Origin of the sequence: Rhodococcus sp. AH-ZY2, assembly GCF_030916465.1 — a bacterium.
GTDB classification, from domain to species: domain Bacteria; phylum Actinomycetota; class Actinomycetes; order Mycobacteriales; family Mycobacteriaceae; genus Rhodococcus; species Rhodococcus ruber.
Map to the genome: position 1 here is coordinate 3,145,731 of NZ_CP126458.1, position 20,848 is coordinate 3,166,578.

Genomic DNA, 20,848 nt, shown 5'->3' on the forward strand with positions numbered 1-20,848 from the left:
TAACGTTCACGCCGTGGCGGCGAAACCGAAATCCTTGGCCCAGCGGCTCTCGAAACGCGGACCGCACACGGTATTGCGCGGCAACCTCGCTCTCGCAGGTCAGCCGGGCACCGTCTACACACCCGCCGAGGGGTTCGGCCTGCCCGCCGTCGCGTTCGGCCACGGCTGGATGACCGGCCTCGACAAGTACTCGAAGCTGTTCGAGCACCTGGCCTCGTGGGGCATCGTGGTCGCTGCTCCGAGTACCGAACGCGGACCGATCCCGTCGCACCTCGGGCTCGCCGCCGATCTCGGCACCACCCTCGACATCTGTGTGGGCGTGCGCCTGGGGACCGGCCGGATCAGTGTGCACCCCGATCGGCTCGGCCTGGTCGGCCACGGCATGGGCGCGGGAGCCGCGGTGCTTGCCGCGTCCCGGCGCGAGGTGGCGGCCGTCGCGGCGCTCTACCCGGCTCCGACGTCGCCCCCGGCCTCGGCCCTGGCCGCCCGGGTGCACGCGCCCGGTCTCGTGCTCGCCGCGGAGAAGGACCTCGGCTCGATGGGCAGCGACGCCGTCGCCGTCGCCCAGGCCTGGGGCGGCGAGGTGCTGATGCGGGTCGTTCACAAGGCCACCGACGACGGCATGATCGAGGGCCGACGCCTGCTCGCCTTCCTCGGCGTCGGGGGCGCGCAGCGGAACACCCAGAAGGTCACCCGCGCGCTGCTCACCGGATACCTGCTGTACCGGCTCGCCGGTGACAAGACCTACGCGCCGTTAGCCGATCCCGAGGCGGAGCTTCCCGGCTCCGAGGTGCTCACCGAGCCCGACGCGATCGACCGTGAACTCGGCACTCAGATCAACCAGCTTCTCGGACGGTAGAACTCCTCGTCGGCCGGCTCCGGCGCGCGCATCGTCCCGACCGGGAGCTCGTGCGGATCCCGGACGCACCGTAGGGTCTCGAGGCGGCACGCGACCGCCTCCCGGTGCTCGGCGACGATGCGCTCGAAGCGGCCGGTCACAGCGGCCGTCCCGTCACTGCAGCCGTCCGATCACAGTGGCCCCGCCTCGGCCAGGACCACCCCGTCGCCGGCCTCCTGCTCGGGGTTCGGGTCGGCGCCCTCGGCCCCGGCCGTCCCGGTCCGGCGGGCGGTGTCCGCCCGGGGTCCGGGTATCCCGGCCGGCGCAGGGGGCACACCGTCACCCGACGCACCCGCCCGCTGGGGATCGGGCGGCAGCGGTGCCGCCGACGTGTCGGGTCCCGAAGCGCCGTGTTCCGCAGTGTCGTCTCCCGCAGCGTCCTGCCCCGGAACGACGTGCCCCGGAACGACGTGTCCCGAATCGGCAACGGGTGTGGGCGGTTCCGGTTCCGTGGCTGTGGTCCCGGCCTGTGAGTCGGATGCGTGCGACGGCGCCCGTGCGGGATCCGGCGGCGCCGGTATGGCCGTCTCGACGGCCTCGGTCACCTCCTCCACCACCGTCGCGGCCAGATCGAGGACCGCGCCGGTGAGACCGCCCACAGCGGTCACAAGTCGTAGCCCCGCCGCGACCAGATCCGTGGATGCGCCCGGCGGCGCCCACGGGTCGGTCACCGGACCCACGTCCCGCACCGCCGGATCCGGTGGCGCGAGCATCGTGACGAGTTCGGCGAACACCGCCCGCACCGCGCGGTCGGTGTCGTCGCACAGGGCGAGGAAGGACTCGACCGCCGCCTCCACGCCGGGCCGGTACACCTCGTCACGCCACCGCGCGCACCAGTGCGTGACGGCGGCGCGGTCGAGATCCGGACCCAGCGCCGGATCCCACGCGGCGAGCTGGCGTGCCGTCGGACCGTCGCCGTCCGCGGCGCCGGCCAGGATGGCGTCGATCTCCTCGACGGTGCGTCCGCCGACGGTCGTGTCCGCGAATTCGGCGGCCGCGCGGGCCTTCTCCTCGACGACGGCGAGCACCGCGGCCGCGGCGTCGGTCAGCGCACGGTGGGCGGTGCCCAGCCCTGCCCGCAGGTCCTCCCCCGCTCGCACATGGCGGACGAGCGCGTCGACCGCACCCGCCGCTCCCCCTCCCGTCCACGCCGTCGCCAGGGCGTCGACACCGGAACGCTGCCGCGCGACCTCGGCATCCAGGCCGGTCTCGAGCCGGGCGAAGACGTCGGCGTCCACGAGCAGGACGGCCGGGTCCGTGCCGCGCTGCTCGTCGTAGCGTTCCTCCAGGTGCGAACAGGGCGGCAGGCCGGGAGCGTACCGCTCGGCGCGCGGAAGATGCTCGGCGAAGAAGCGCAACCCGACCCGTCCCCCGTCGAGCACCAGGTCGAGCCGCCGCTCGCCCCCGGTCACCGGGATGCCGTCGGCGGCATGTCGACGCCCCGCAGGACGGAGTCGGTCTCCTGGTCCAGCCACGCGTACCCCCCGGCCGCGCGGCGCAGCGCCGACGCGTGTGCGGCCGTCGCTGCCGACCACTCCACCACCGCGCGATGCAGTCGGTCGTAGCACGCCCGCACCGCTTCGGCCTCGGACCGGTAGCGGTCGTCGACCGCGTCCGGGCCGAAGCCGACGGTGTGGAACGCACGCGCACGGCAGTCCGCGTCGGTGGCCGAGTCCGCCAGTCCGTCGGCGACCGACCGGACCACCGCGCCGTCGAGTCCCATTCCGTCACGCACCGCGCCCCCTCCCTCGTCCCCCGGAGGATTGGACGCAGCGGGCGGCGGTTCGGTTCCCGGGCGGAGAAGCGCCTCAGACGGCGGCGACAGCTCCCGCGAGGCGATCGGCGAGCGCGCGGGCCAGTGCGTCGTCGGCGGCCTCCACCATGACCCGCACCAGCTGTTCGGTGCCGGACGGGCGCAGCAGCACCCGGCCGGACTCACCCAGTTCCCGTTCCGCGGCGGCTACCGCGTCGGCGACGGCCGGTGCCTCGGCAACCGCGGACTTGTCGGACACAGGGACGTTCACCAGCACCTGCGGCAGAGTGCGCATGACGGCGGCCAGGTCCGCGAGGGACGATCCCGTCGCCACCATCCGCTCCATGAGACGCAGACCGGTGAGCACCCCGTCACCCGTTGTGCCCAGCGCCGGCAGCACGATGTGACCGGACTGTTCGCCGCCGAGGCTGAAGGAACCGCGCCGCAGCTCCTCGAGCACGTAGCGGTCACCGACCCCGGCGGTGACGACGGTGATCCCGGCTTCGCGCATCGCCAGGTGCAGGCCCAGATTGCTCATCACGGTGGCGACGAGCGTGTCGTCGTGCAGTTCGCCGGCCTCCCGCATCCCGAGGGCGAGGATCGCCATGATCGCGTCGCCGTCGACGACGGCGCCCGTCGCATCGACCGCGAGGCACCGGTCGGCATCGCCGTCGTGGGCGAGACCGAGGTCGGCGCCGTGCTCGACGACCGCGGCCCGCAGACCCTCCAGGTGGGTCGAACCGCACCCGTCGTTGATGTCGAGCCCGTCCGGTTCCGCATGCAGCGCGACGACGGTGGCCCCGGCCGCGGCGTACGCGGCCGGTCCGACGTGCGACGCCGCGCCGTTGGCGCAGTCCACGACCACCGTCAGTCCGGTCAGCGGCGTACGCAGCGCCGACGCGAGGTGTGCGAGATAGCGATCGGCCGCGTCGGCGGCGGTCCGCACCCGGCCGACACCCGCACCGGTGGGACGTGCGACGACGCCCTCACCGTGCAGCATCGCCTCGATGCGGTCCTCGACGGTGTCGTCGAGCTTGTGGCCGCCGGCCGCGAAGATCTTGATGCCGTTGTCCGGCATGGGGTTGTGCGACGCGGAGATCATCACGCCGAGGTCGGCGTCGTAGGCGTCGGTCAGGAACGCGACCGCCGGAGTGGGCAGCACCCCGACCGACAACACGTCGACGCCGGCCGCCGCGAGACCCGCGGTCACCGCGGCTTCGAGCATCTCCCCGCTCGCGCGGGGGTCGCGGCCCACCACCGCGACGGGGCGCCGCCCCTCGGCACCGTTCGCCAGCACGGTCGCGGCCGCTCCGGCGAGTCGCATCGCCAGTTCGACCGTGAGCTCGGCGTTCGCCAAGCCTCGCACGCCATCGGTACCGAACATCCGACCCATCGAGCAAAGTCCTCCACGTCGAGAAATGCGGCCTGCGCCGCCTGCTGTCGCAAAAAGTACGTCAATGCACGAGAGCAGGCGTCCGGTAGCGAATTCTCTACCGGCGCCTGCTCTCGTGGTCGAACAGGTGCCGAGGCTGACGAGGTCAGCGTCGGCGGCACATCAGCGCTTGGAGTACTGCGGTGCCTTACGGGCCTTCTTCAGGCCGTACTTCTTGCGCTCGGTGGCACGCGGGTCACGCGTGAGGAAGCCGGCACGCTTGAGCGCGGGACGGTCCTCGGCGGTGACCTCGATCAGCGCGCGGGCGATCGCCAGGCGCAGGGCGCCTGCCTGACCCGACGGGCCGCCGCCGTGCAGGCGGGCGTGCACGTCGAACTGCTCGGTGCGCTCGACCGTGACCAGCGGCGACTTGACGAGCTGCTGGTGCACCTTGTTCGGGAAGTAGTCCTCGATGGTGCGGCCGTTGAGCACGAACTTGCCGGTGCCGGGCACGAGGCGGACGCGGACGACGGCCTCCTTACGGCGGCCGACGGTCTGCACCGGGCGGTCGAACACGATCGGCGCAGGAGCGACAGCGGCCTCCTCGGCCACGTACTCGTCCGCGGCGACCTCGACGTTCTCGGTGTCGGTGTACTCGTCGCTGTAGTTCTCGTTCACGTTCTCGGTCACTGCGCCACCTGCTTGATTTCGAACGGCACCGGCTGCTGCGCGGTGTGCGGGTGGTTCGGGCCCGCGTAGACCTTCAGCTTCTTCGCGATCGCGCGACCGAGCTTGTTCTTCGGGAGCATGCCGGTTACGGCCTTCTCCACCAGACGGTCCGGGTTCTTCTCCAGAACCTCACCGACGGTGCGGGAACGGAGGCCGCCCGGGTAGCCGGAGTGGTTGTACAGGAGCTTGTCCTGCTTCTTGTTGCCGGAGACGGCAACCTTGTCCGCGTTGATGATGACGACGAAGTCGCCACCGTCCACGTGGGGGGCAAAAGTGGGCTTGTGCTTGCCGCGGAGCAGGTTCGCCGCCTGCACCGCGAGGCGGCCGAGCACCACGTCGGTGGCGTCGATGACGTGCCACTGGTGGGTCACGTCGCCGGCCTTCGGTGTGTACGTAGACACAGATCTTCCTCGTCTATCGTGTCGCTGCTGGCCCGCGCGTCGTCGATGATCACCCTCGGCGGCCAGTTGGGACCCGAGAAGCGACGTTCGCCGCGCACGAAGCAACGACGACGTACGACACGCCAACGGGACACGATACCGGGGACGTGTCCGCCCGGTCAAAACAGCACTCGACCCGTTCGACACAGCATCCAGCCCGTTCGACACAGCACCCGGCCCGTTCGACACAGCACCCGGCCCGTTCGACACGGCACGACGTCCCGGCGGCCTCTCCACCACCGGGACGTCGCTCGTCACCCGGGTCGTCTCAGGCCTGCCACCTCCGTGCCAGCTCGGATTCGACGCTGCGCATCTCGTCGTTGCCCCGCGCCACGGCGACGGCGATCTGGTCGAGCAGCAGGTTCAGGTCGGCGGACGCCCGATCCCACTTCTGCTGGGTGACGTGGTACTCGGACCGGGCCTGCCCGTCCCAGGTCTGCACCAGCGGTTCGACCTGGGATCTGATCCGGTCGAGCGTGTCGTTCATGCCGCGCTGCAGCCCGACGACGCGCGCATGCAGGTCGTCGATGCCACCGAAGTCCTGCCGGATCACATCGGGTCCACTCATTCGTTCTCCTCGGGTCGGGTCGTGCGGACGGAATCGGGTCCGGTCGGTGCCGGACCTTCGGGGTCAGTAGGTGCCGTGGAGGCTGTCGCCGAGGACGTTCAGCGACTGCGCCTGGGCCTCGACGGTGCCCTCGTACGCCCGGCCGTTGGTGCGGATGCCGGCGACGATCGCGGCCAGCGCCTCGTTGAGCTGAAGGGCACTGCGGTCCCATCGCGACATCACGTCGGTGAACGCCATTCCCGACCGGCCCTGCCACACGTCCGGCGACGACGAGACCGTGGTACGCAGCGCCCCGAGCAGTTGTTCGAGCTCTCCGTGGGAGTCCTCGATCTGCCGCGCCGCCGTCTCCATGGTCGCGACGTCGGTCGCCACCCGATTCGAACTGCCCTGCCCTGGTTGCGTCACGCCTGTCTCCTCTGCAGTTCCGCGTTCCGTGTCCCTTCGGACCCCCGTGGCCGAAGCGGTTCGCGCCTACACCGATTGGACGCAGTGCCGGGCCGTCAGGTTCCCTTCTCGGCGAACGAGGCGATCCGCTACGCGACCGTCACCGTGTGCACGGCCTGCTCGCATTCGTTCTTGATGCCCGACCATTCGCCGGTGAGGAATTGGCATCCGACCGCGACCTGGATGCCGGACTCGACCACGACGAACCAGCGCACGAGCGAGAAGTCGTCCGGCGCCTCCACATAGGCGATCACCGGACGGTCCGCGAAGGTGGTGTCGGCGTCGAGGTCGCGGATCACCTCGCCTCGTTCGGCCGCGCGGCGGGCCAGCACCTCCCCCACGCCGGCCAAGTCCAGATGACGACGAAGAATGCTGTGCACCAGCACTATTCGGCGATCACTCCCGCCCACCGGGACGAGTTCGGCACGGTCGGCACGGGCCGGGCCACGAAGCGCCCACCCCTCCGGCAGCTCCAGCCGGACGGGCCCGAGCACGTGCCGCACCGAAGGAGCCCTCGGCGTGGGAGATCTCGTCCCCGGGGTCACGCCGCCCGCGTCGCCCGCGGCGGGATCGTTCACGATTTCCTCGTGCAGGTCCGCACGGTGCCCGGAAGTCCACACCAGGCCGACAGCTGCCACGGCTGCCACGGCGGCCACGACTGCGACGACTGCGACGACGGCAACGCCCCGACGCATCCGGCCGACCGGCCGGGACGCCGGCTCGGTGTGCAGCCAGCGCGGTGCCGCCGCCGCGTCCGCCGGCGGCTCGGGGCCGGGATCCGGCACCGCGGCCAGCATCTCGGACGCTGCGACCGGTAGCACCCGGATGCCACGGCCGAGCCGCTCGGCGATGCGCTCGCACAGCGGCATTCCGGGTGGCTCGCCCGGACTGCCCGTCACGAGGACGACGTCCGGATCGACGGACCCACACACGTTCCGTATCAGCTCGTCGAGCCGGCGGGCCCCGGCCGGAGAGTCCAGCAGCCCCTCGTCCAGGTCGGAATCCCGGGCGAGCCGGTCGACCTCGCCGTCGGGGGTGGTCAGCGCCGTCGTCGTCACACCGGCGCCGTCGACCTCCACGACCGCGTACCGCTCGCCGTCGCCCGGCGGCGCGGTGCGGCGCGCGGCGACCGCGGCGGTCACGAGGACGGCGTGCCGCGCGACCTGCCGCGCGGCCGTGTGCAGCTGCGCTCGACGACGTTCGCCCCACTCGGTGGGATGCACCACCGTCACGGTGTCGAGATCGTCCGGTGCCCCTGCCGTCGCCGCCGCGTACCCGAGCAGGGCGGCCGGGTGCGCATCGTCGTCCGAACGGGGCTCGGGCGCCGCGGCGGGAATCGTCACGGTCCGATCGGCCCACCGTGCGTGGATCCGTCCCGGGACGACCTGCATATGCAGCGTGCGGACGTCGCTCATTGCGGGGGCAGCCAGGCCGTCTGCACGAGCGTCTCCCCGTCGCGCTGCACGAGGATGCCCCGCCCGGGCGGCATCGGACGCGGACGCGCGGTACCCACGAGTGCACCCTCCTCGCGGTTGCCGCTCATCACGAGACCGGCCGACGACAGTTCCCGCAGCCGCGCGATGACCGGTTCGAAGAGTGCCCGCCCGGCCCCTCCGGAGCGGCGTGCCAGGACCAGGTGCAGCCCGACGTCCTTGGCCTGGGGCAGGTATTCGAGCAGGGGCGTCAGCGGCGACTGGCTCGCGGCGGAGACGAGGTCGTAGTCGTCGACGACGACGAAGACCTCGGGTCCCGACCACCAGGAGCGTTCCCGCAGCTGCTGCTGGGTGACGTCGGGACCGGGCATCCGCCGCTCGAACACCGCCGCTAGGTCGCGGGACATCGCCGACAACGTCACGGCGGACGGTGCGTATCCGCCGAGGTGGTCCCCCTCCACGACGCCGAGCAGGGTGCGCCGGTAGTCCCCGACGATGATGCGGGCCTGCGCCCCCGTGCGGGACTCCAGGAGGCTGCGGCAGATGCCGCGGAGCACCGTCGTCTTCCCGCAGCCCGAATCGCCGAAGACGAGCAGGTGAGGCTGTTCGGCGAAGTCGATCCCCACGGGGGCCAGTTCGGCCTCGTCGATGCCGAGCGGCACGAACAGCCGCCGTTCCCCGGCCGCGCCGCCGCCGGCGGCCCACCGGTCGCCGAGGGCGGCCAGGACGTCGGCGCGATCGACGAGGTCGGGCAGCATCCGGACGACCGGGGCGGGGCGACCCGGTGCGGCCGCGGCGACGGCGGCCACGGCGTCCGCCAGTCCCGCGGCGAGATCGACGGTCTCGGAGCTGCCGTCGACCCGCGGCAGCGCGGCCAGTACGTGCAGCCCGTCACGGTCGATGCCCCGGCCCGGCCGGCCCTCGGGTACCGCCGCCGCCTTCTTACGGCCGTACTCGGAGTCGGCGGGATCACCGAGGCGCAGCTCGAGACGGGTCCCGAGGTGGTCCCGCATCGCCGGTCGCACGTCACCCCAGCGCGGCGCGGTGAGCACCACGTGGATGCCGAAGGACAGCCCCTGGGCGGCCAGCACCGCGACCTGCGGCTCCAGGGCCTCGAAGTCCTGCCGGATGCTGGGCCAGCCGTCGATCACGAGGAACACGTCGCCGAAGGCGTCCACGTCCGCACCCGGCCCGCCGCCGGCCCGGCGACGGCGCAACTCGGCCATCGATTCGAGGCCGAGTTCGCCGAATCGGCCCTCCCGGCGCCGCAGCAGGGCGGTCAGCTCGGCGATCGTCCGGCGGACGCGGTCGGCGTCCAGCCGGTTGGCGACCGAGCCGACGTGCGGGAGGCCGGCGAGGCCGGCCAGCGCCCCGCCGCCGAAGTCCAGACAGTAGAACTGCACCTGTTCGGACGTGTGCGTCATCGCCATCGACAGGACGAGGCTGCGGAGCATCGTCGACTTGCCGGAGCGCGGTCCTCCGACGACGACCACGTTGCCGGCCGAGCCGGAGAGGTCCACCACCAGCGGATCCCGCCGTTGCTCGAAGGGGCGGTCCACGATGCCGATCGGCGTGCGCAGGATGCTCCGCGGCAGCACGTCACCGGTCAGCAACGACCGGGGAAGGAGCCGGTCCAGGCTCGGCGCCGCATCGAGAGGCGGCAGCCAGACCTCGTGCGCGGGTGCGCCGTGGCCGCGGACCTGCGCGACGAGGACATCGAGCACGGAGCGGCTTTCCTCGGCAGGGAGGGGATCGTCGCCGGGCTCGACCGGCTCGGGAACGGGTTCGGGCTGCGCCAGGGGCACTTCCGCGGTGGTGAACAGCCGCGGCCGGGCGGCTGCAGTGCCGTGCCGGGTCACCGACCGGTCCGAGCGGCGACGCTCGTAGGGCCCCGACACGTAGGCGGCAGCGAACCGCACGATCTCCGCCGAGTCGCACTTGAGGTATCCGGCTCCCGGCGAGGGCGGCAGGTGGTAGGCGTCGGGGACGCCGAGAACACTTCGGGATTCGTTGGCCGAGAAGGTTTTCAGTCCAATGCGGTACGACAGATGACTGTCGAGTCCGCGTAACCGGCCCTCGTCGATTCGCTGACTGGCGAGCAGCAGATGCATGTGCAGGGACCGCCCCAGCCGGCCGATCGCGGCGAACAGGTCCGCGAAGTCCGGCTGCTGCGTGAGCAACTCCGAGAACTCGTCCACGACGACGACCAGCGCCGGCAACGGTGCCAGCGCTGCACCGCCGGCGCGGGCGCGTTCGTAGTCGCCCACGTTCGCGAAGTTACCTGCCGCACGCAGAAGCTCCTGCCTGCGGTTCATCTCGCCCTCGAGGGCATCCTTCATCCGATCGACCATGGCCAGCTCGTCGGCGAGATTGGTGATCACCGCCGCGACGTGCGGCGCCGACTCGAGTCCGAGAAAGGTTGCGCCGCCCTTGAAGTCGACGAGAACGAGATTCAGCGACTCGGGGGCGTGCGTCGCGATCAGACCCAGTACCAGGGTTCGCAACAGCTCCGATTTTCCCGAGCCGGTGGCGCCGATGCACAATCCGTGCGGGCCCATGCCACCCTCGGCGGCCTCCTTCAGGTCCAGTTCGACCGGTGTGCCGTCGGTTCCGATTCCGATCGGGACCCGCAACCGGTTGCGCCCCCGCCGCGCCGACCATGCCCGGCCGGGGTCGAACTGTGCGACGTCGCCGAGCCCGAGCAGCTCCTCCCACCGGTCCGGCCGATTCTCACCGGCACCGGACTCGGCGGCCCGGTGGGTGGCTCGGTACGGCGCCAGTCGCCGCGCCGCCGTCTGTGCCTGCGCCACGCTTGCTCCGTCCGGCACCGCGAAGGTCTCCACCCGCTCGCCGGCGCGGGCACCCAGGCGTCCCGGACCGACAACGAGTTCGAGTCCGCGGGAGGCCGCCGCGACGGGCATCGACGCGCACAGGTCCAGGATCGTGACGGAGTCGAGTCCGTCGTCGAGGATCCCCGAACCCGAGCCGTGTACGCCCCCGTCGATCACGATCACCAGTTGGGGCACACCGTCGACCGGGGCCGCGTTGCGGGCGAAGCGCCCGCGCCCCGTCAGGCGGTCGGCGAATGCGGCCTCGAGATCGCGGACCGACCCGAACACGGCGCGGGCGCTACCCGCCCCGTCGACGATCTCGTGGTTCTGCACGTGCGGCAGCCACTTGACCCAGTCCCACTCGTCAGCCGTGTCCGGCCCGCACACGACGGCGATTCGCAGGACCTCCGTGCTGTGGAAGGTGCACAGTTGCAGGAGCATCGCGCGTACCAGATCGCGTGCCGTGCGGCGGTCGCCGCCGAACGACACGGCCGCGAACCCGCGCAGCGACACCGCGGTCGGCAGAGCCGGCACGACCGAGTGCGCGCGCACGAACCGCCGCAGCGACACGGCTGCCACCGGTTCGAGGTCCTCGACGGGACCGGTGTCGGGAGCGATCAGCCGGGTCGCGAGACGTTGGCCGCTGAGCCCGACCCGGACGTGGCAGAAGTCGGCGTCGGTGCCGCCACGTTCCCACATGCGTACCGTCCCCGCGAGCGTCCACAGCACGGCCGGGTCGGGATGCGTCCATTCGAGGGCGCGCCGCTGCCGGTCCGCGGTGTCGTGGACCTCCCGCCGGAGACCGTCGAGATACCGCAGGTAGTCCTTTCGATCCTCGTCCGCCTCCGCCGCTTTCGCTCCGCCTCCGCGGCTGCCCGCGAACATGCCGACCATCGAGACGACCATCATGAGCGGGAAGACGAGCGACATCGGGCTCCGCGCCGCCCCGGAACCGAACATCAGCGCCACCATGCCGATCATCGCCGCGACCATCACGACCGGCAGCAACTTCGCCAGGAGATTGCCCGGCGTCGAGCGCGGAATCTCCGGCGGGGCCTGCATTCCCACCTCGCCCACCGGTACGCGCGGCACCTCGCGCCGCGGCCTGCGCACGAACCGCACTGTCCCCACGAACCGCACTGTGCTCACGAACCCACCCCCACCGCCCCACCACGGCAGCCGTCCTCGCGACGGCCGTCCCCCCACGGTCGACGAAGGGTAACGCACACCGGATGGATCGGCATGCAGGCGGACGCGACGGCGTCTGCGCGAGGCGATGTCGTATCGTCTCCGCGAGGTCCGGGCGGGCGGGCGAGCCCGTCCGGACCGAAGCACGGTCGGGGGACGACGGGGGGATGGACGATGACGGCTGCGCATACCGAACCGGGGCGGATCGACCCACCCGAACTCTGCCGGGTGACCGTGCTGGCACGGCACACACAGGTCGATCTCGCCCTGCCCGGCGACGTGCCCGTCGCCTTGATCGTGCCCGGCGTCGTCGACCTCGTCGCGAGTCACCGCGCCGTCAACGACTTCGACCCCTCCGTCGAGCGGGTCGAGCCCGAAGCATGGGCGCTGGCCCGCCTCGGTTCGTCGCGGCTCGCGGCGGCACTGAGTCTGCACGAGCAGGGCGTCCGCGACGGCGATCTGCTCGTGCTCGAGGACGCGTCGGCACCGGCGCCACCCCCGCTGTTCGACGACGTGACCCACAGCGTCGCGACCGCCGACGAGGCCGGGACGGGCCGCTGGTCGCCGGGCGCGGCGGCGACGGTCGCGGCAGCGGTCACCCTGTCCGCGACGGCGGTCGGTGCGGGGGCTCTGCTGCGCCTTTCCGCGCCGGAGGGACGGCTTGCCGCCGGGGCCGGCTGCGGCGCACTCGCCGTCCTGCTCCTGCTCGCCGGGATCCTGCTCGGCCGGGCCCGCGACGACCGTCGCCCCGTGGCGCTGCTGTGCGCCTGCGCGGTGCCGGCCGCCTTCGTCACCGGAATCCTCGTGGTGCCGGGGGCCTTCGGACCGGCACACTCGATGCTCGGTGCGGTCCTGTCGGGGGCCGCGGCAACCCTGGTCCTGGTCTCGGCCGACGTCGGACGGGTGCCCTTCACCGCGGTTGCCGCCGTCGCCGCGGTGGCGGCGGCCGCCTTCCTCGTCGCCACCTCGGGAATCCCCGCGTCCGCGGTCGGAGCCGGAGTCGTCGTCACGGCGATGCTGACCGTGACGTTCGCTCCCCGGCTCGCCATGAAGCTCGCCGACCTGCCGCTGCCCCCGGTACCCGGCCCCGGCGCGGGAGCACCCCGGATCGAGGACGGAGAGGACGGCCCGGACGGCGAGGACCGGTCCCTGCCCGATCGGGGCGAGCTCGCGGCGGCCGCCGCGCGGGCACGCGACCACCTCACCGGTCTCGTCGGTGCGGGAGCCGTTCTGACCGTCGCCGGTGCGTGGTGCGCGGCAGCCCCGCTGTCCGGGGACGACCCCGTCGGACCGGGCACCGCCCTGGCGCTCGCCGCTGCGGCGGTGATCATGCTGCGGGGCCGCACCTATACCGACGCGCGCCAGGCGACGCTGCTGGTGGCAGGCGGCGCATCCGTGCCGGTAGCCCTGCTCGCCGCGGCCGCGATCAGCGGATCCGTGCCGCCCGTCGCGGTCTTCGCCCTCGCCGCGGGCGTCGCGGCCGCAGCGCTGGTGTTCGGCGTGGCCGCCCCGCGTCGCTCGTTCACTCCGGTGCAGCGGCGCGCCGCCGAGCTCGTCGAGTACGCGACGATCGCGACGGTCCTGCCGCTGGCCTGCTGGGTCACGGGGCTCTACGCCGCCGTCCGCGGGATCTGACGTGGCCCGCGGGGCACGTCTCTTCCTCGTCGCTCTGGTGCTGACGACCTCGTCCTTCGGCACGGCCCCGTTCGCCGGGGCGCAGCCCCCGCCCGCCGATGCCGGGAGCCTGCCTCCCCCCGCGGCGCCCGGCCCCGTCGACGATACCGCGCAACGTTCGCCGTGCACCACCGTCGCCACCGTCGACGACACCGCCTCGATCCCGGAACCGCAACGCCTCCTGGATTTTCCGGCCGTGTGGCCGTTGACGCGCGGCGCGGGCCAGCTCGTGGCGGTGATCGACACCGGAGTGGGCCGGAACGCCAGGCTGCCCGGGCTGGTCCCCGGTGGGGACTACGTCTCCTCGGGCGACGGGACGCAGGACTGCGACGCCCACGGGACCCTGGTGGCGGGACTCGTCGCGGCCCGCCCGGTCGCCGGGTCGGGATTCGCCGGCGGCGCCCCGGACGCGCGGATCCTCACCGTGCGCCAGTCCAGCCGCCACTTCTCGGCGCACCGGCCGGACGCCGACGACCAGGATGCGCGCACGTCACCCGGCTACGGCAACGTGCGCACGATGGCGATGGCGGTGCGCCACGCCGCGGATCGCGGCGCCACCGTCATCAACATCTCCGAGGTCGCCTGCGCTCCGGCCGCAGAAGGGATCGACGACCCCGAACTCGGGGCGGCGGTGCGGTACGCGACGGAGGTGAAGGACGCCGTCGTCGTCGCCGCCGCCGGGAATGTGGAGGAGCGCTGCCGGGGGTCGAATCCGCACGGACTCGATCCGCTCCGCCCGGGCGAGGATCCCTGGCGTGCGGTCACGACCGTGGCCTCGCCGGCCTGGTACGACGACTACGTACTGACGGTCGGTTCGGTCGAGCCCGACGGCTCACCGTCGAGCTTCAGCCTGCCGGGACCGTGGGTGGATGTCGCCGCACCCGGCAGCGGTGTGGTCTCCCTGCATCCCACCGCGGACGGCCTCGTCGACGCCTATCGGGGAGCACAGGGACCGATTCCGGTGTCGGGCACCAGTTTCGCGGCGCCACTCGTATCCGCGACCGTCGCGCTGGTACGGGCACGATTTCCGCATCTCGATGCCCGCGCCGTCGCGCTGCGGATCGAGGCCACGGCGCACGCGCCGGCCGAGGGCTGGAATCCGCGGGTGGGACACGGCGTCATCGACCCGTTCGCGGCGGTGACCGCCCCGTGGACGGAAGAGCGTCCGCAGGTGCCCCGTTCGGTGGCCGTCGCATCCCCGGCACCACCGGCGCCGACGGATCAACGGCCCCGGAACGTCGCGGTCGTCGCGGCGACTGTGGTGCTCGTGATCGTGGGAGCGACAGCGTCGCTGCGACGCCGGCGTCAGCTGCCGGCGCCGACCGGCGCCGGGTCCGGATCGGGTGCGACGCCGTCGTGAGCGACGAGCGCCTCCGCCCGCCCGAGTGCCGGTCCCGGCGCGAACAATTCGACGATCTGCCACGGCGCGGGCACGGGTTCGGAGAATCCCAGGGCGGTCGCGGCGTCCGCGTCGACGATGCCGTACCGCACGCCGGTGTCGGCGACGTAGAAGAGGGCGCCGCGCCGCGCACTGTCCGGCGCGACGGAGGTGGTCTGCACGAACGCGCCGCGGCCGGGCGCGAGGTACGCGCTGTCGGCCTCGGGCCCGCCACCGTCCGCCTGAGCCAGGGACACCGGCACCGCCCCCTCGGGTAGCGGCAGTGCCGAGCCTGCCGACACCTCGACGACGGACCGCGACTGTCCGTCCGCGGCGGCCTCCGGGGTCCACGTCAGGCATCCGACGGGGCGGTCGCCGGCATCGACGACCGTGGGCACGGTCGTGGGGAAGGTGTCCACGTCGAGACCCCGCACGGCCGGCGCGTCCCGTAGCAGATCCGGCGGGACGGCAGGGATCTCCGCGGCGCCCTGCGAATCGGTGAAGTGGACGATCTGTGCCGTCGCCTCGGACACCTCCTGCACACCGTCGCGCAGCACGACGTAGAACTTCTTCCCGTCCGGCACTGCGACGCGGACCACCGAACCGACGGTCAGCGAGCCGATAGGATAGCGGGGCTCGTCGCCGGCGCCGGGGATCCGCGGAGCCTCGAGCCGCGGCACCTCCGGGATGGCGGCGAGCAGGGCCGGACCGACGGGACGCGCCATGCCGGCATCGAGGCCGAGAACGCGGGTGAGCGCGCGGTCCGACAGGTCGACTTCGGCGCGCGATCCGCGGTACACCAGATGGTGCCTGCCGTCGGCCGCGACGAGCAGGGCCTCGTCGTCGGTGAGCGGTCGTGCGCGGTCGCCGTAGGCGGGCTCCCCGGCGGCGACAATTGTGGTGACCGAGCGGCTTCCGTCGGAGGCCACGGTGTCGCACACCGTCCACGACAGCGGTTCCGCGACGTGTGCCAGCGCCGACGGCGCACCGGGGATGCCGACGAGGGAACCCCGTGGGCGCGTCTCGAATTCCTCGTCGGCGACGACGGTGGGCTCGTCGGGCCGCCCGAGCACCAGGCGGGCGGAGGCCAGGTTGAGCACCGGATGGAAGGTGCCGTCGATCGCGACCAGCATCGCGCCGGATTCGCGACCCACCACGATGGTGGCATCGCCGATCTTGTCCTGCGGGCGGAACAGGGCGAGTGCGGCGCAGCCCGCGAGTCCGACACAGGCGAGGACGGCACCCACCGCCAGCGCGCGTGACTGCGACCGCATCGGGTCGTGGATCATCCGCACGTCCCGCCGCACCAGTGCATGCTCCATGCGGCGCACCAGAAACCGGTAGCCGTTGACCTGCCAGCGCGTGGTCGGCTGCGCTCCCATCGATCCTCCCCCGTACGACGCCCCCTCCGCCGCAACACAGTACAGTTCCGGCGGGGAACATCGGGGGGACCGGGCCGTCGCTCGGGGGGAACGGGGGAATCGTCGTGCAGCATGGGGTTTTCCGGCGGCCACGGCGCCGCTCCGCGGCCGGGGTCGTGCGGGCGCAGTGTGCAGCGCTGATCGGGTGGACGATCGCGGCGGCCGCCGGCGCCCCGCTTCCCGCTTCGGTGGTCGTGGCGGCGCTGGCCGCGGTGTCGGTGGTGGTCCCGGTCCGGGGGCGCGACGCCGTCGACTGGTCGCGGGAATGGTGGCGATTCCGGAACCGTCCGATCCGTACCGCCCCGGTGATCGTCGACGTCGCCGCGGCCGGCGACGGACCTGTCGGGGTGTGCTGGGACGGCTCGGCCGTCGTCGCGGTCGTGGAGCTGGTGCCGACGGGCGGCGACCTCACCCGGCTGACACGCGACCGGGCAGATCCCCTGCGCCGGCTTCCGCTGGCGGCGATCGCCGCGTGCCTCTCGCGGCACGACGTCGAACTCGACGGGATCGACGTCGTCGCGCACGGCCGCCGGGCGTGCGACGAGACCGTGGCCGGCGAGGCATACGGGAGCCTGGTCGGTCCGCTGCCCGCCGCCGCGACCCGCACGGTGTGGCTCGCGCTGCGGTTCGACGCCCTCGCCTGCCCGGCCGCGGTGGCGCGCCGGGGCGGCGGGGCCGAGGGCGCGGCACGCGCCGTGAGCATCGCGGCGCGCCGGGTCGTGCGGGCGTTGGCGGAACAGCACCACGCCGCGCGGATCCTCGACGCGGGAGAGATCACCCGGGCGGTGGAGTCCGTCACCGGATGCGCGGATCCGCTACTGCTCGAGGAGGATCGCGACGCGGTACGGCTTCCCGGCGGTCTCAGCCGGGCCTCGGTCGTCGAACCGGGTCACCTCGACCGGGCGACCTTGACCCGCGTCTGGTCGGAGCCGCTGTCGTCGGCGACGATCACGGTGCGCCTGCGACCCGGCACCGAGCCCGGAACCGTGCGGGTGGGGGCGGTGCTGCGCGGAACGAGCCGGTCCCCCGAGCCGAGCCGCCGGATGCCGGGCACTCGGCGGTTGTGGAGTCGCGAACTGGACGGGTTGCTGGCGTCGACGCCGACGGCCGCGGCGGGGCTCGAGGATCTGGTCCCCCTGCGCACCGTGCAGCTCGGCGACGCCGACGCCCTGACCCTGCCGGTGACAGGATGCGGGCAGGTGGTCGGGGCGGACGAATCCGGAGCGGCCGTGTCAGCTCGCGTGACCGGCCGGGGCGTGCGCACCGTCTACGTCGCCGGGGAGCTGTACCTGGCGCAGCAGCTGGTGTTCCGGTCGGTCGCGATCGGCGCGCGGGTGGCGATCCACACCGATCGCGCCTCGGCCTGGCGCCCCCTGCTCGCCGCCGCGGGACCGGACCGGTTGCGCCTCGGTGGCGACGAGCGGGGTTTCGACACGATCGTGTACGACGGTGTGCGCCCGGCGGCGGTTCCCGCCGGGGCGACCGCGATCCACGTGCACGTGGATCCGGATCGGTGGCCGCGTGAGCGCCCGGACGTGTCGATCCTGCAGCCCGGAGCGGCCGGGGATCGGGTGGTGCTCACGGCTGGGGGCCGCCGGGTGTCGTTGTCGCTGGTGAGTGTCGGCGCCGAAGCCGCGTTCCTCGGTCGTCCGCGCGCGGGTGGGCGCAGCCGGGTTCCTCAGCCCGGGTAGGGTTCGGCGCTCTGTCCGGCGCGCACGGTCCGTGCCCACCAGGCGAGCTGGGTCAGCATCCGCTGGGCCGCATCGGCGGCGGCGCCGTCGGTGGTGGTGCCGTCGGCGGCGAAGGCGTGCTTGACGCGGTGGAAGCTGACCGATTCGCGCACGGGAACCATGTGCACCTCGACGACGACCTGCCGGAGTTGTTCGACGGCGCGCAGACCGCCGGAGAGCCCGCCGTAGGAGACGAATCCGACCGGCTTGGTGCGCCATTCGTGTTTGACGGTGTCGAGGGCGGTCTTCAGTGCGGCCGGATAGCCGTGGTTGTACTCGGAGGTGACGACCGCGAACGCGTCGGCCGCACCGATGCGCCGGGTGAACGCCTCGGCCTCCCGGCCGCCGGACAGATCCTGCGGCAGCGGGGTGTCGGCGAGGTCGAGCACGCCGACGTCGAACTCGCGGCGTTGCCGCGCGGCGGCGGCGAACCAGTCGGCGACGACGGGCGCGATCCGCCCGGCCCGCACGCTGGCGACGACGATCTCGAGACGAATCGGGGCTTCGGCGTCCATGGCCCGATGGTAGGCGGGTCAGGCGGTGAGGCCGTGGGTGAGCAGGGCGGCGAGTTCGCGGTAGGCCTGGGCGTCCGGCAGGCCGATGGCCTCGGCGACGTGGCGCTGCTGGATGCGGACCATGACGGCGGCGACGACGTCGGCGACGAACGCGGCGTGCACGTCGCGCAGTTCGCCGGTGGCGACTCCGACGGCGATGAGGTCGCGGACGCGTTCGGCGGCGAGCCGGGTGTTGCGCTCGTAGACCTCACGGGCGGCGGGGGCGGCAGCCATGTCCTCCATGAACTGCGCGGAGGCGGGTTCGAGTTGCCGGCCGACGGCCTCGAGGTAGCCGCGGATGCGGTCGACGGCGCCGCTGCGGCCGTCGAGCTCGGCTTCGACGCGCTCGGTCGCGCCGCGGAAGAAGTGCACGGTGGCGGCCCGGACGAGGCGGTCCTTGCTCTCGGCGAGGGCGTACAGGGTCGACTTGGAGCAGTGCAGGCGGGCGGCGATGTCGTCGAGGGTGAAGCGGGCGAAGCCCTCGGCGAGAAACAGCGCGACGAGCTGGTCGAACAGTTGCGCCTGCCGCGCCGTGCCGCGCCGGGTTCCCGCTCTTGTCATACTGCAGATAGTACTGCAGTATCGTTCTCAGTACTATTTTCCGAGCGAGGAGTCACCGTGCCCGTCGAGCGCCTGCTGCCCACCCCCGAGGCCTACGACCTCATCGAGCTGACCCGCGACGTCGCGGACAAGGTTCTCGCGCCGCGGGTCGTCGAACACGAGCGCAACGAGACGTTCCCCGAGGGCGTGTTCCCCGCCCTCGGCGCGGCGGGACTGCTGAGCCTGCCGTACCCGGAGGAGTTCGGCGGCGGGAATCAGCCGTACGAGGTGTACCTGCAGGTGCTCGAGGAGCTCGGCGCCCGCTGGGCGGCCGTCGCGGTCGCGGTGAGTGTGCACGGCCTGTCGTGCTTCGCGCTGGCCACCCACGGCACCGAGGAGCAGAAGGCCCGGTGGTTGCCCGCCATGCTCGGCGGCGAGACGATCGGCGCCTACAGCCTGTCCGAGCCGCAGGCCGGGTCCGATGCCGCGGCCCTGACCTGCCGCGCGACAGCCGTGGACGGCGGCTACCGGATCTCCGGATCGAAGGCGTGGATCACCAACGGCGGCAAGGCGGACTTCTACACGCTGTTCGCCCGGACCTCCGACGCCGGCTCCAAGGGGATCTCCTGCTTCCTCGTGCCCGCCGGAACCGAGGGCCTCAGCTTCGGCAAGCCCGAGGAGAAGATGGGCCTGCATGCCATCCCCACCGCGACCGCCCACTACGACGATGCGTTCGTCCCCGAGGAGCGCCGCATCGGGGCCGAGGGGCAGGGCCTGCCGATCGCGTTCAGCGCCCTCGATTCGGGCCGCCTCGGGATCGCGGCCGTCGCGGTGGGTCTCGCGCAGGCCGCGCTCGACGAGGCCACCGCCTACGCCAAGGAGCGCAAGGCGTTCGGCAAGAAGATCATCGACCATCAGGGCCTCGGATTCGTCCTGGCCGACATGGCCGCGGCGGTGGACTCGGCCCGCGCCACCTACATCGACGCCGCGCGCCGCAAGGACGCCGGTCTGCCCTACTCGCGGCAGGCGTCGGTCGCCAAGCTCGTCGCGACCGACGCGGCGATGAAGGTGACCACCGACGCCGTGCAGGTACTCGGCGGCTACGGCTACACCCGGGACTTTCCCGTCGAGCGCTTCATGCGGGACGCGAAGATCACCCAGATCTTCGAGGGGACGAACCAGATCCAGCGGCTGGTCATCGCGCGGCACCTGGCGGGCTGACGGTGTGAACTCCCGGCCGCGCCGGGCGCGAACTCCCGGCCGCGCCGGGCGCGAACTCCCGGCCGTGCCGGGTGTCGAAGTCCCGGTCGAGCCGGGGCGCGGGCCCGCAGCGGTGCCGGGGCGCGCGGCCGTCCTCCCCGGCGGCACGCGCACCCCGGCACTGCCGGGATAACTCGTGCCGCGGAATCTGAAACATCCTCCTGTCAGATTTCGCGAACCGCCTGCTACCGTGCGCCGGTGGACAGACATCGTCGACGGGGTCGCAGAGCCGTGGACCGAGTGGAGAGGGCGGCCGACGCCGCGGAGACGGTGGCGACACTCGCCGAGCTCGGCGTCCTGTTCCTGCGGGTCCTGACGCTGCCGTTCCGCGCGCTCGCGGCGCTGCTCCGGATGATCGCGGACTGACCTCGGAACCCTCGTCGTGCCCCGGTATCCTGCGTCACATTTTCTGGGCAAAGCGGACATCCTGTACTTAGATCTTGGTTGGACGTACGTCCAGGATTTGTCCATCGACATCGGAGGTAATCCCCATGCTGCTCGGCTCCCTCGGCTCCCTGGTCGACCACGTGCTCTCCTTCCTCAGCTGGCTGATCTGAGAGAAGCCTCGACGCGCGTAGCGAAAGGGGCGAGGTCACCCGACCTCGCCCCTTGCCGTTTCCGTCGCTCGTGCCGGG

Annotated in this window: 18 protein-coding genes; 6 read left to right on the forward strand and 12 right to left on the reverse strand. The window is 72.7% G+C overall.

What is annotated here, in order from left to right:
• Nucleotides 1-13 precede the first annotated feature (13 nt).
• Nucleotides 14-859, forward strand: coding sequence for a dienelactone hydrolase family protein (locus QNA09_RS15570; RefSeq protein WP_040272368.1), 846 nt, complete (start codon nucleotides 14-16; stop codon nucleotides 857-859).
• A 170-nt stretch (nucleotides 860-1,029) separates the two neighbouring features.
• Here QNA09_RS15570 and QNA09_RS15575 read toward each other — a convergent pair whose 3' ends face one another.
• From QNA09_RS15575 to eccCa, 9 genes are all read right to left on the reverse strand, one after another.
• Nucleotides 1,030-2,310, reverse strand: coding sequence for a hypothetical protein (locus QNA09_RS15575; RefSeq protein WP_308071969.1), 1,281 nt, complete (start codon nucleotides 2,308-2,310; stop codon nucleotides 1,030-1,032).
• On the reverse strand, nucleotides 2,307-2,633 hold the full coding sequence (locus QNA09_RS15580) for a hypothetical protein (RefSeq protein ID WP_228287067.1): 327 nt from the start codon (nucleotides 2,631-2,633) through the stop codon (nucleotides 2,307-2,309). Before QNA09_RS15580 ends, QNA09_RS15575 begins: the two co-directional genes overlap by 4 nt.
• 73 nt (nucleotides 2,634-2,706) lie before the next feature.
• Nucleotides 2,707-4,044 carry a phosphoglucosamine mutase gene (gene glmM, locus QNA09_RS15585; protein WP_010595581.1) on the reverse strand — a complete coding sequence of 446 codons (1,338 nt, stop codon included), beginning with the start codon at nucleotides 4,042-4,044 and terminating at the stop codon, nucleotides 2,707-2,709.
• Nucleotides 4,045-4,206: 162 nt separating this feature from the next.
• Nucleotides 4,207-4,713 carry a 30S ribosomal protein S9 gene (gene rpsI, locus QNA09_RS15590; protein ID WP_003938048.1) on the reverse strand — a complete coding sequence of 169 codons (507 nt, stop codon included), beginning with the start codon at nucleotides 4,711-4,713 and terminating at the stop codon, nucleotides 4,207-4,209.
• Nucleotides 4,710-5,153 carry a 50S ribosomal protein L13 gene (rplM, locus tag QNA09_RS15595; RefSeq protein ID WP_010595582.1) on the reverse strand — a complete coding sequence of 148 codons (444 nt, stop codon included), beginning with the start codon at nucleotides 5,151-5,153 and terminating at the stop codon, nucleotides 4,710-4,712. The genes rpsI and rplM overlap by 4 nt, the downstream gene beginning before the upstream one ends.
• Nucleotides 5,154-5,460: 307 nt before the next feature.
• Nucleotides 5,461-5,760: a WXG100 family type VII secretion target gene (locus tag QNA09_RS15600; RefSeq protein ID WP_225223062.1), complete on the reverse strand. Its 300-nt coding sequence runs from the start codon at nucleotides 5,758-5,760 to the stop codon at nucleotides 5,461-5,463.
• A gap of 63 nt (nucleotides 5,761-5,823) precedes the next feature.
• Nucleotides 5,824-6,165 (reverse strand): WXG100 family type VII secretion target, encoded by a 342-nt coding sequence (locus QNA09_RS15605; protein ID WP_228287068.1) that lies wholly within the window; start codon nucleotides 6,163-6,165, stop codon nucleotides 5,824-5,826.
• A gap of 128 nt (nucleotides 6,166-6,293) precedes the next feature.
• On the reverse strand, nucleotides 6,294-7,619 hold the full coding sequence (locus QNA09_RS15610; RefSeq protein ID WP_010595584.1) for a type VII secretion-associated protein: 1,326 nt from the start codon (nucleotides 7,617-7,619) through the stop codon (nucleotides 6,294-6,296).
• Nucleotides 7,616-11,599 carry a type VII secretion protein EccCa gene (gene eccCa / locus QNA09_RS15615; protein ID WP_308072470.1) on the reverse strand — a complete coding sequence of 1,328 codons (3,984 nt, stop codon included), beginning with the start codon at nucleotides 11,597-11,599 and terminating at the stop codon, nucleotides 7,616-7,618. The genes QNA09_RS15610 and eccCa overlap by 4 nt, the downstream gene beginning before the upstream one ends.
• Nucleotides 11,600-11,830: 231 nt before the next feature.
• On the opposite strand from eccCa, the gene eccD reads away from it, so the two are divergent.
• Both eccD and mycP read left to right on the forward strand, forming a co-directional pair.
• Nucleotides 11,831-13,291, forward strand: a complete 1,461-nt coding sequence (gene eccD, locus QNA09_RS15620) for a type VII secretion integral membrane protein EccD (protein ID WP_010595586.1) — start codon at nucleotides 11,831-11,833, stop codon at nucleotides 13,289-13,291.
• A gap of 1 nt (nucleotide 13,292) precedes the next feature.
• On the forward strand, nucleotides 13,293-14,690 hold the full coding sequence (gene mycP, locus QNA09_RS15625) for a type VII secretion-associated serine protease mycosin (RefSeq protein ID WP_040272358.1): 1,398 nt from the start codon (nucleotides 13,293-13,295) through the stop codon (nucleotides 14,688-14,690).
• On the opposite strand, the gene eccB is transcribed toward mycP, so the two are convergent.
• Complete coding sequence (gene eccB / locus QNA09_RS15630; protein WP_064066058.1) at nucleotides 14,636-16,090, reverse strand: type VII secretion protein EccB; 1,455 nt, start codon at nucleotides 16,088-16,090, stop codon at nucleotides 14,636-14,638. The genes mycP and eccB overlap by 55 nt on opposite strands.
• A 104-nt stretch (nucleotides 16,091-16,194) precedes the next feature.
• Here eccB and eccE point away from each other — a divergent pair, with 104 nt between their 5' ends.
• A complete protein-coding gene (gene eccE / locus QNA09_RS15635) occupies nucleotides 16,195-17,820 on the forward strand; it encodes a type VII secretion protein EccE (protein ID WP_029540132.1) in 1,626 nt (541 codons plus the stop codon).
• On the opposite strand, the gene QNA09_RS15640 is transcribed toward eccE, so the two are convergent.
• Both QNA09_RS15640 and QNA09_RS15645 read right to left on the reverse strand, forming a co-directional pair.
• Nucleotides 17,808-18,374 carry an NADPH-dependent FMN reductase gene (locus tag QNA09_RS15640; protein ID WP_040272351.1) on the reverse strand — a complete coding sequence of 189 codons (567 nt, stop codon included), beginning with the start codon at nucleotides 18,372-18,374 and terminating at the stop codon, nucleotides 17,808-17,810. The two genes, eccE and QNA09_RS15640, sit on opposite strands and share 13 nt — an antisense overlap.
• A gap of 18 nt (nucleotides 18,375-18,392) precedes the next feature.
• Nucleotides 18,393-18,974 carry a TetR/AcrR family transcriptional regulator gene (locus tag QNA09_RS15645; protein WP_064066056.1) on the reverse strand — a complete coding sequence of 194 codons (582 nt, stop codon included), beginning with the start codon at nucleotides 18,972-18,974 and terminating at the stop codon, nucleotides 18,393-18,395.
• Nucleotides 18,975-19,031: 57 nt separating this feature from the next.
• Between QNA09_RS15645 and QNA09_RS15650 the strand changes: the two genes are divergently transcribed.
• Together QNA09_RS15650 and QNA09_RS15655 are read left to right on the forward strand one after the other, a co-directional pair.
• On the forward strand, nucleotides 19,032-20,174 hold the full coding sequence (locus tag QNA09_RS15650; protein ID WP_010595593.1) for an acyl-CoA dehydrogenase family protein: 1,143 nt from the start codon (nucleotides 19,032-19,034) through the stop codon (nucleotides 20,172-20,174).
• Between the two features lie 270 nt (nucleotides 20,175-20,444).
• Nucleotides 20,445-20,579 carry a hypothetical protein gene (locus QNA09_RS15655; protein ID WP_263623492.1) on the forward strand — a complete coding sequence of 45 codons (135 nt, stop codon included), beginning with the start codon at nucleotides 20,445-20,447 and terminating at the stop codon, nucleotides 20,577-20,579.
• Nucleotides 20,580-20,848 lie beyond the last annotated feature (269 nt).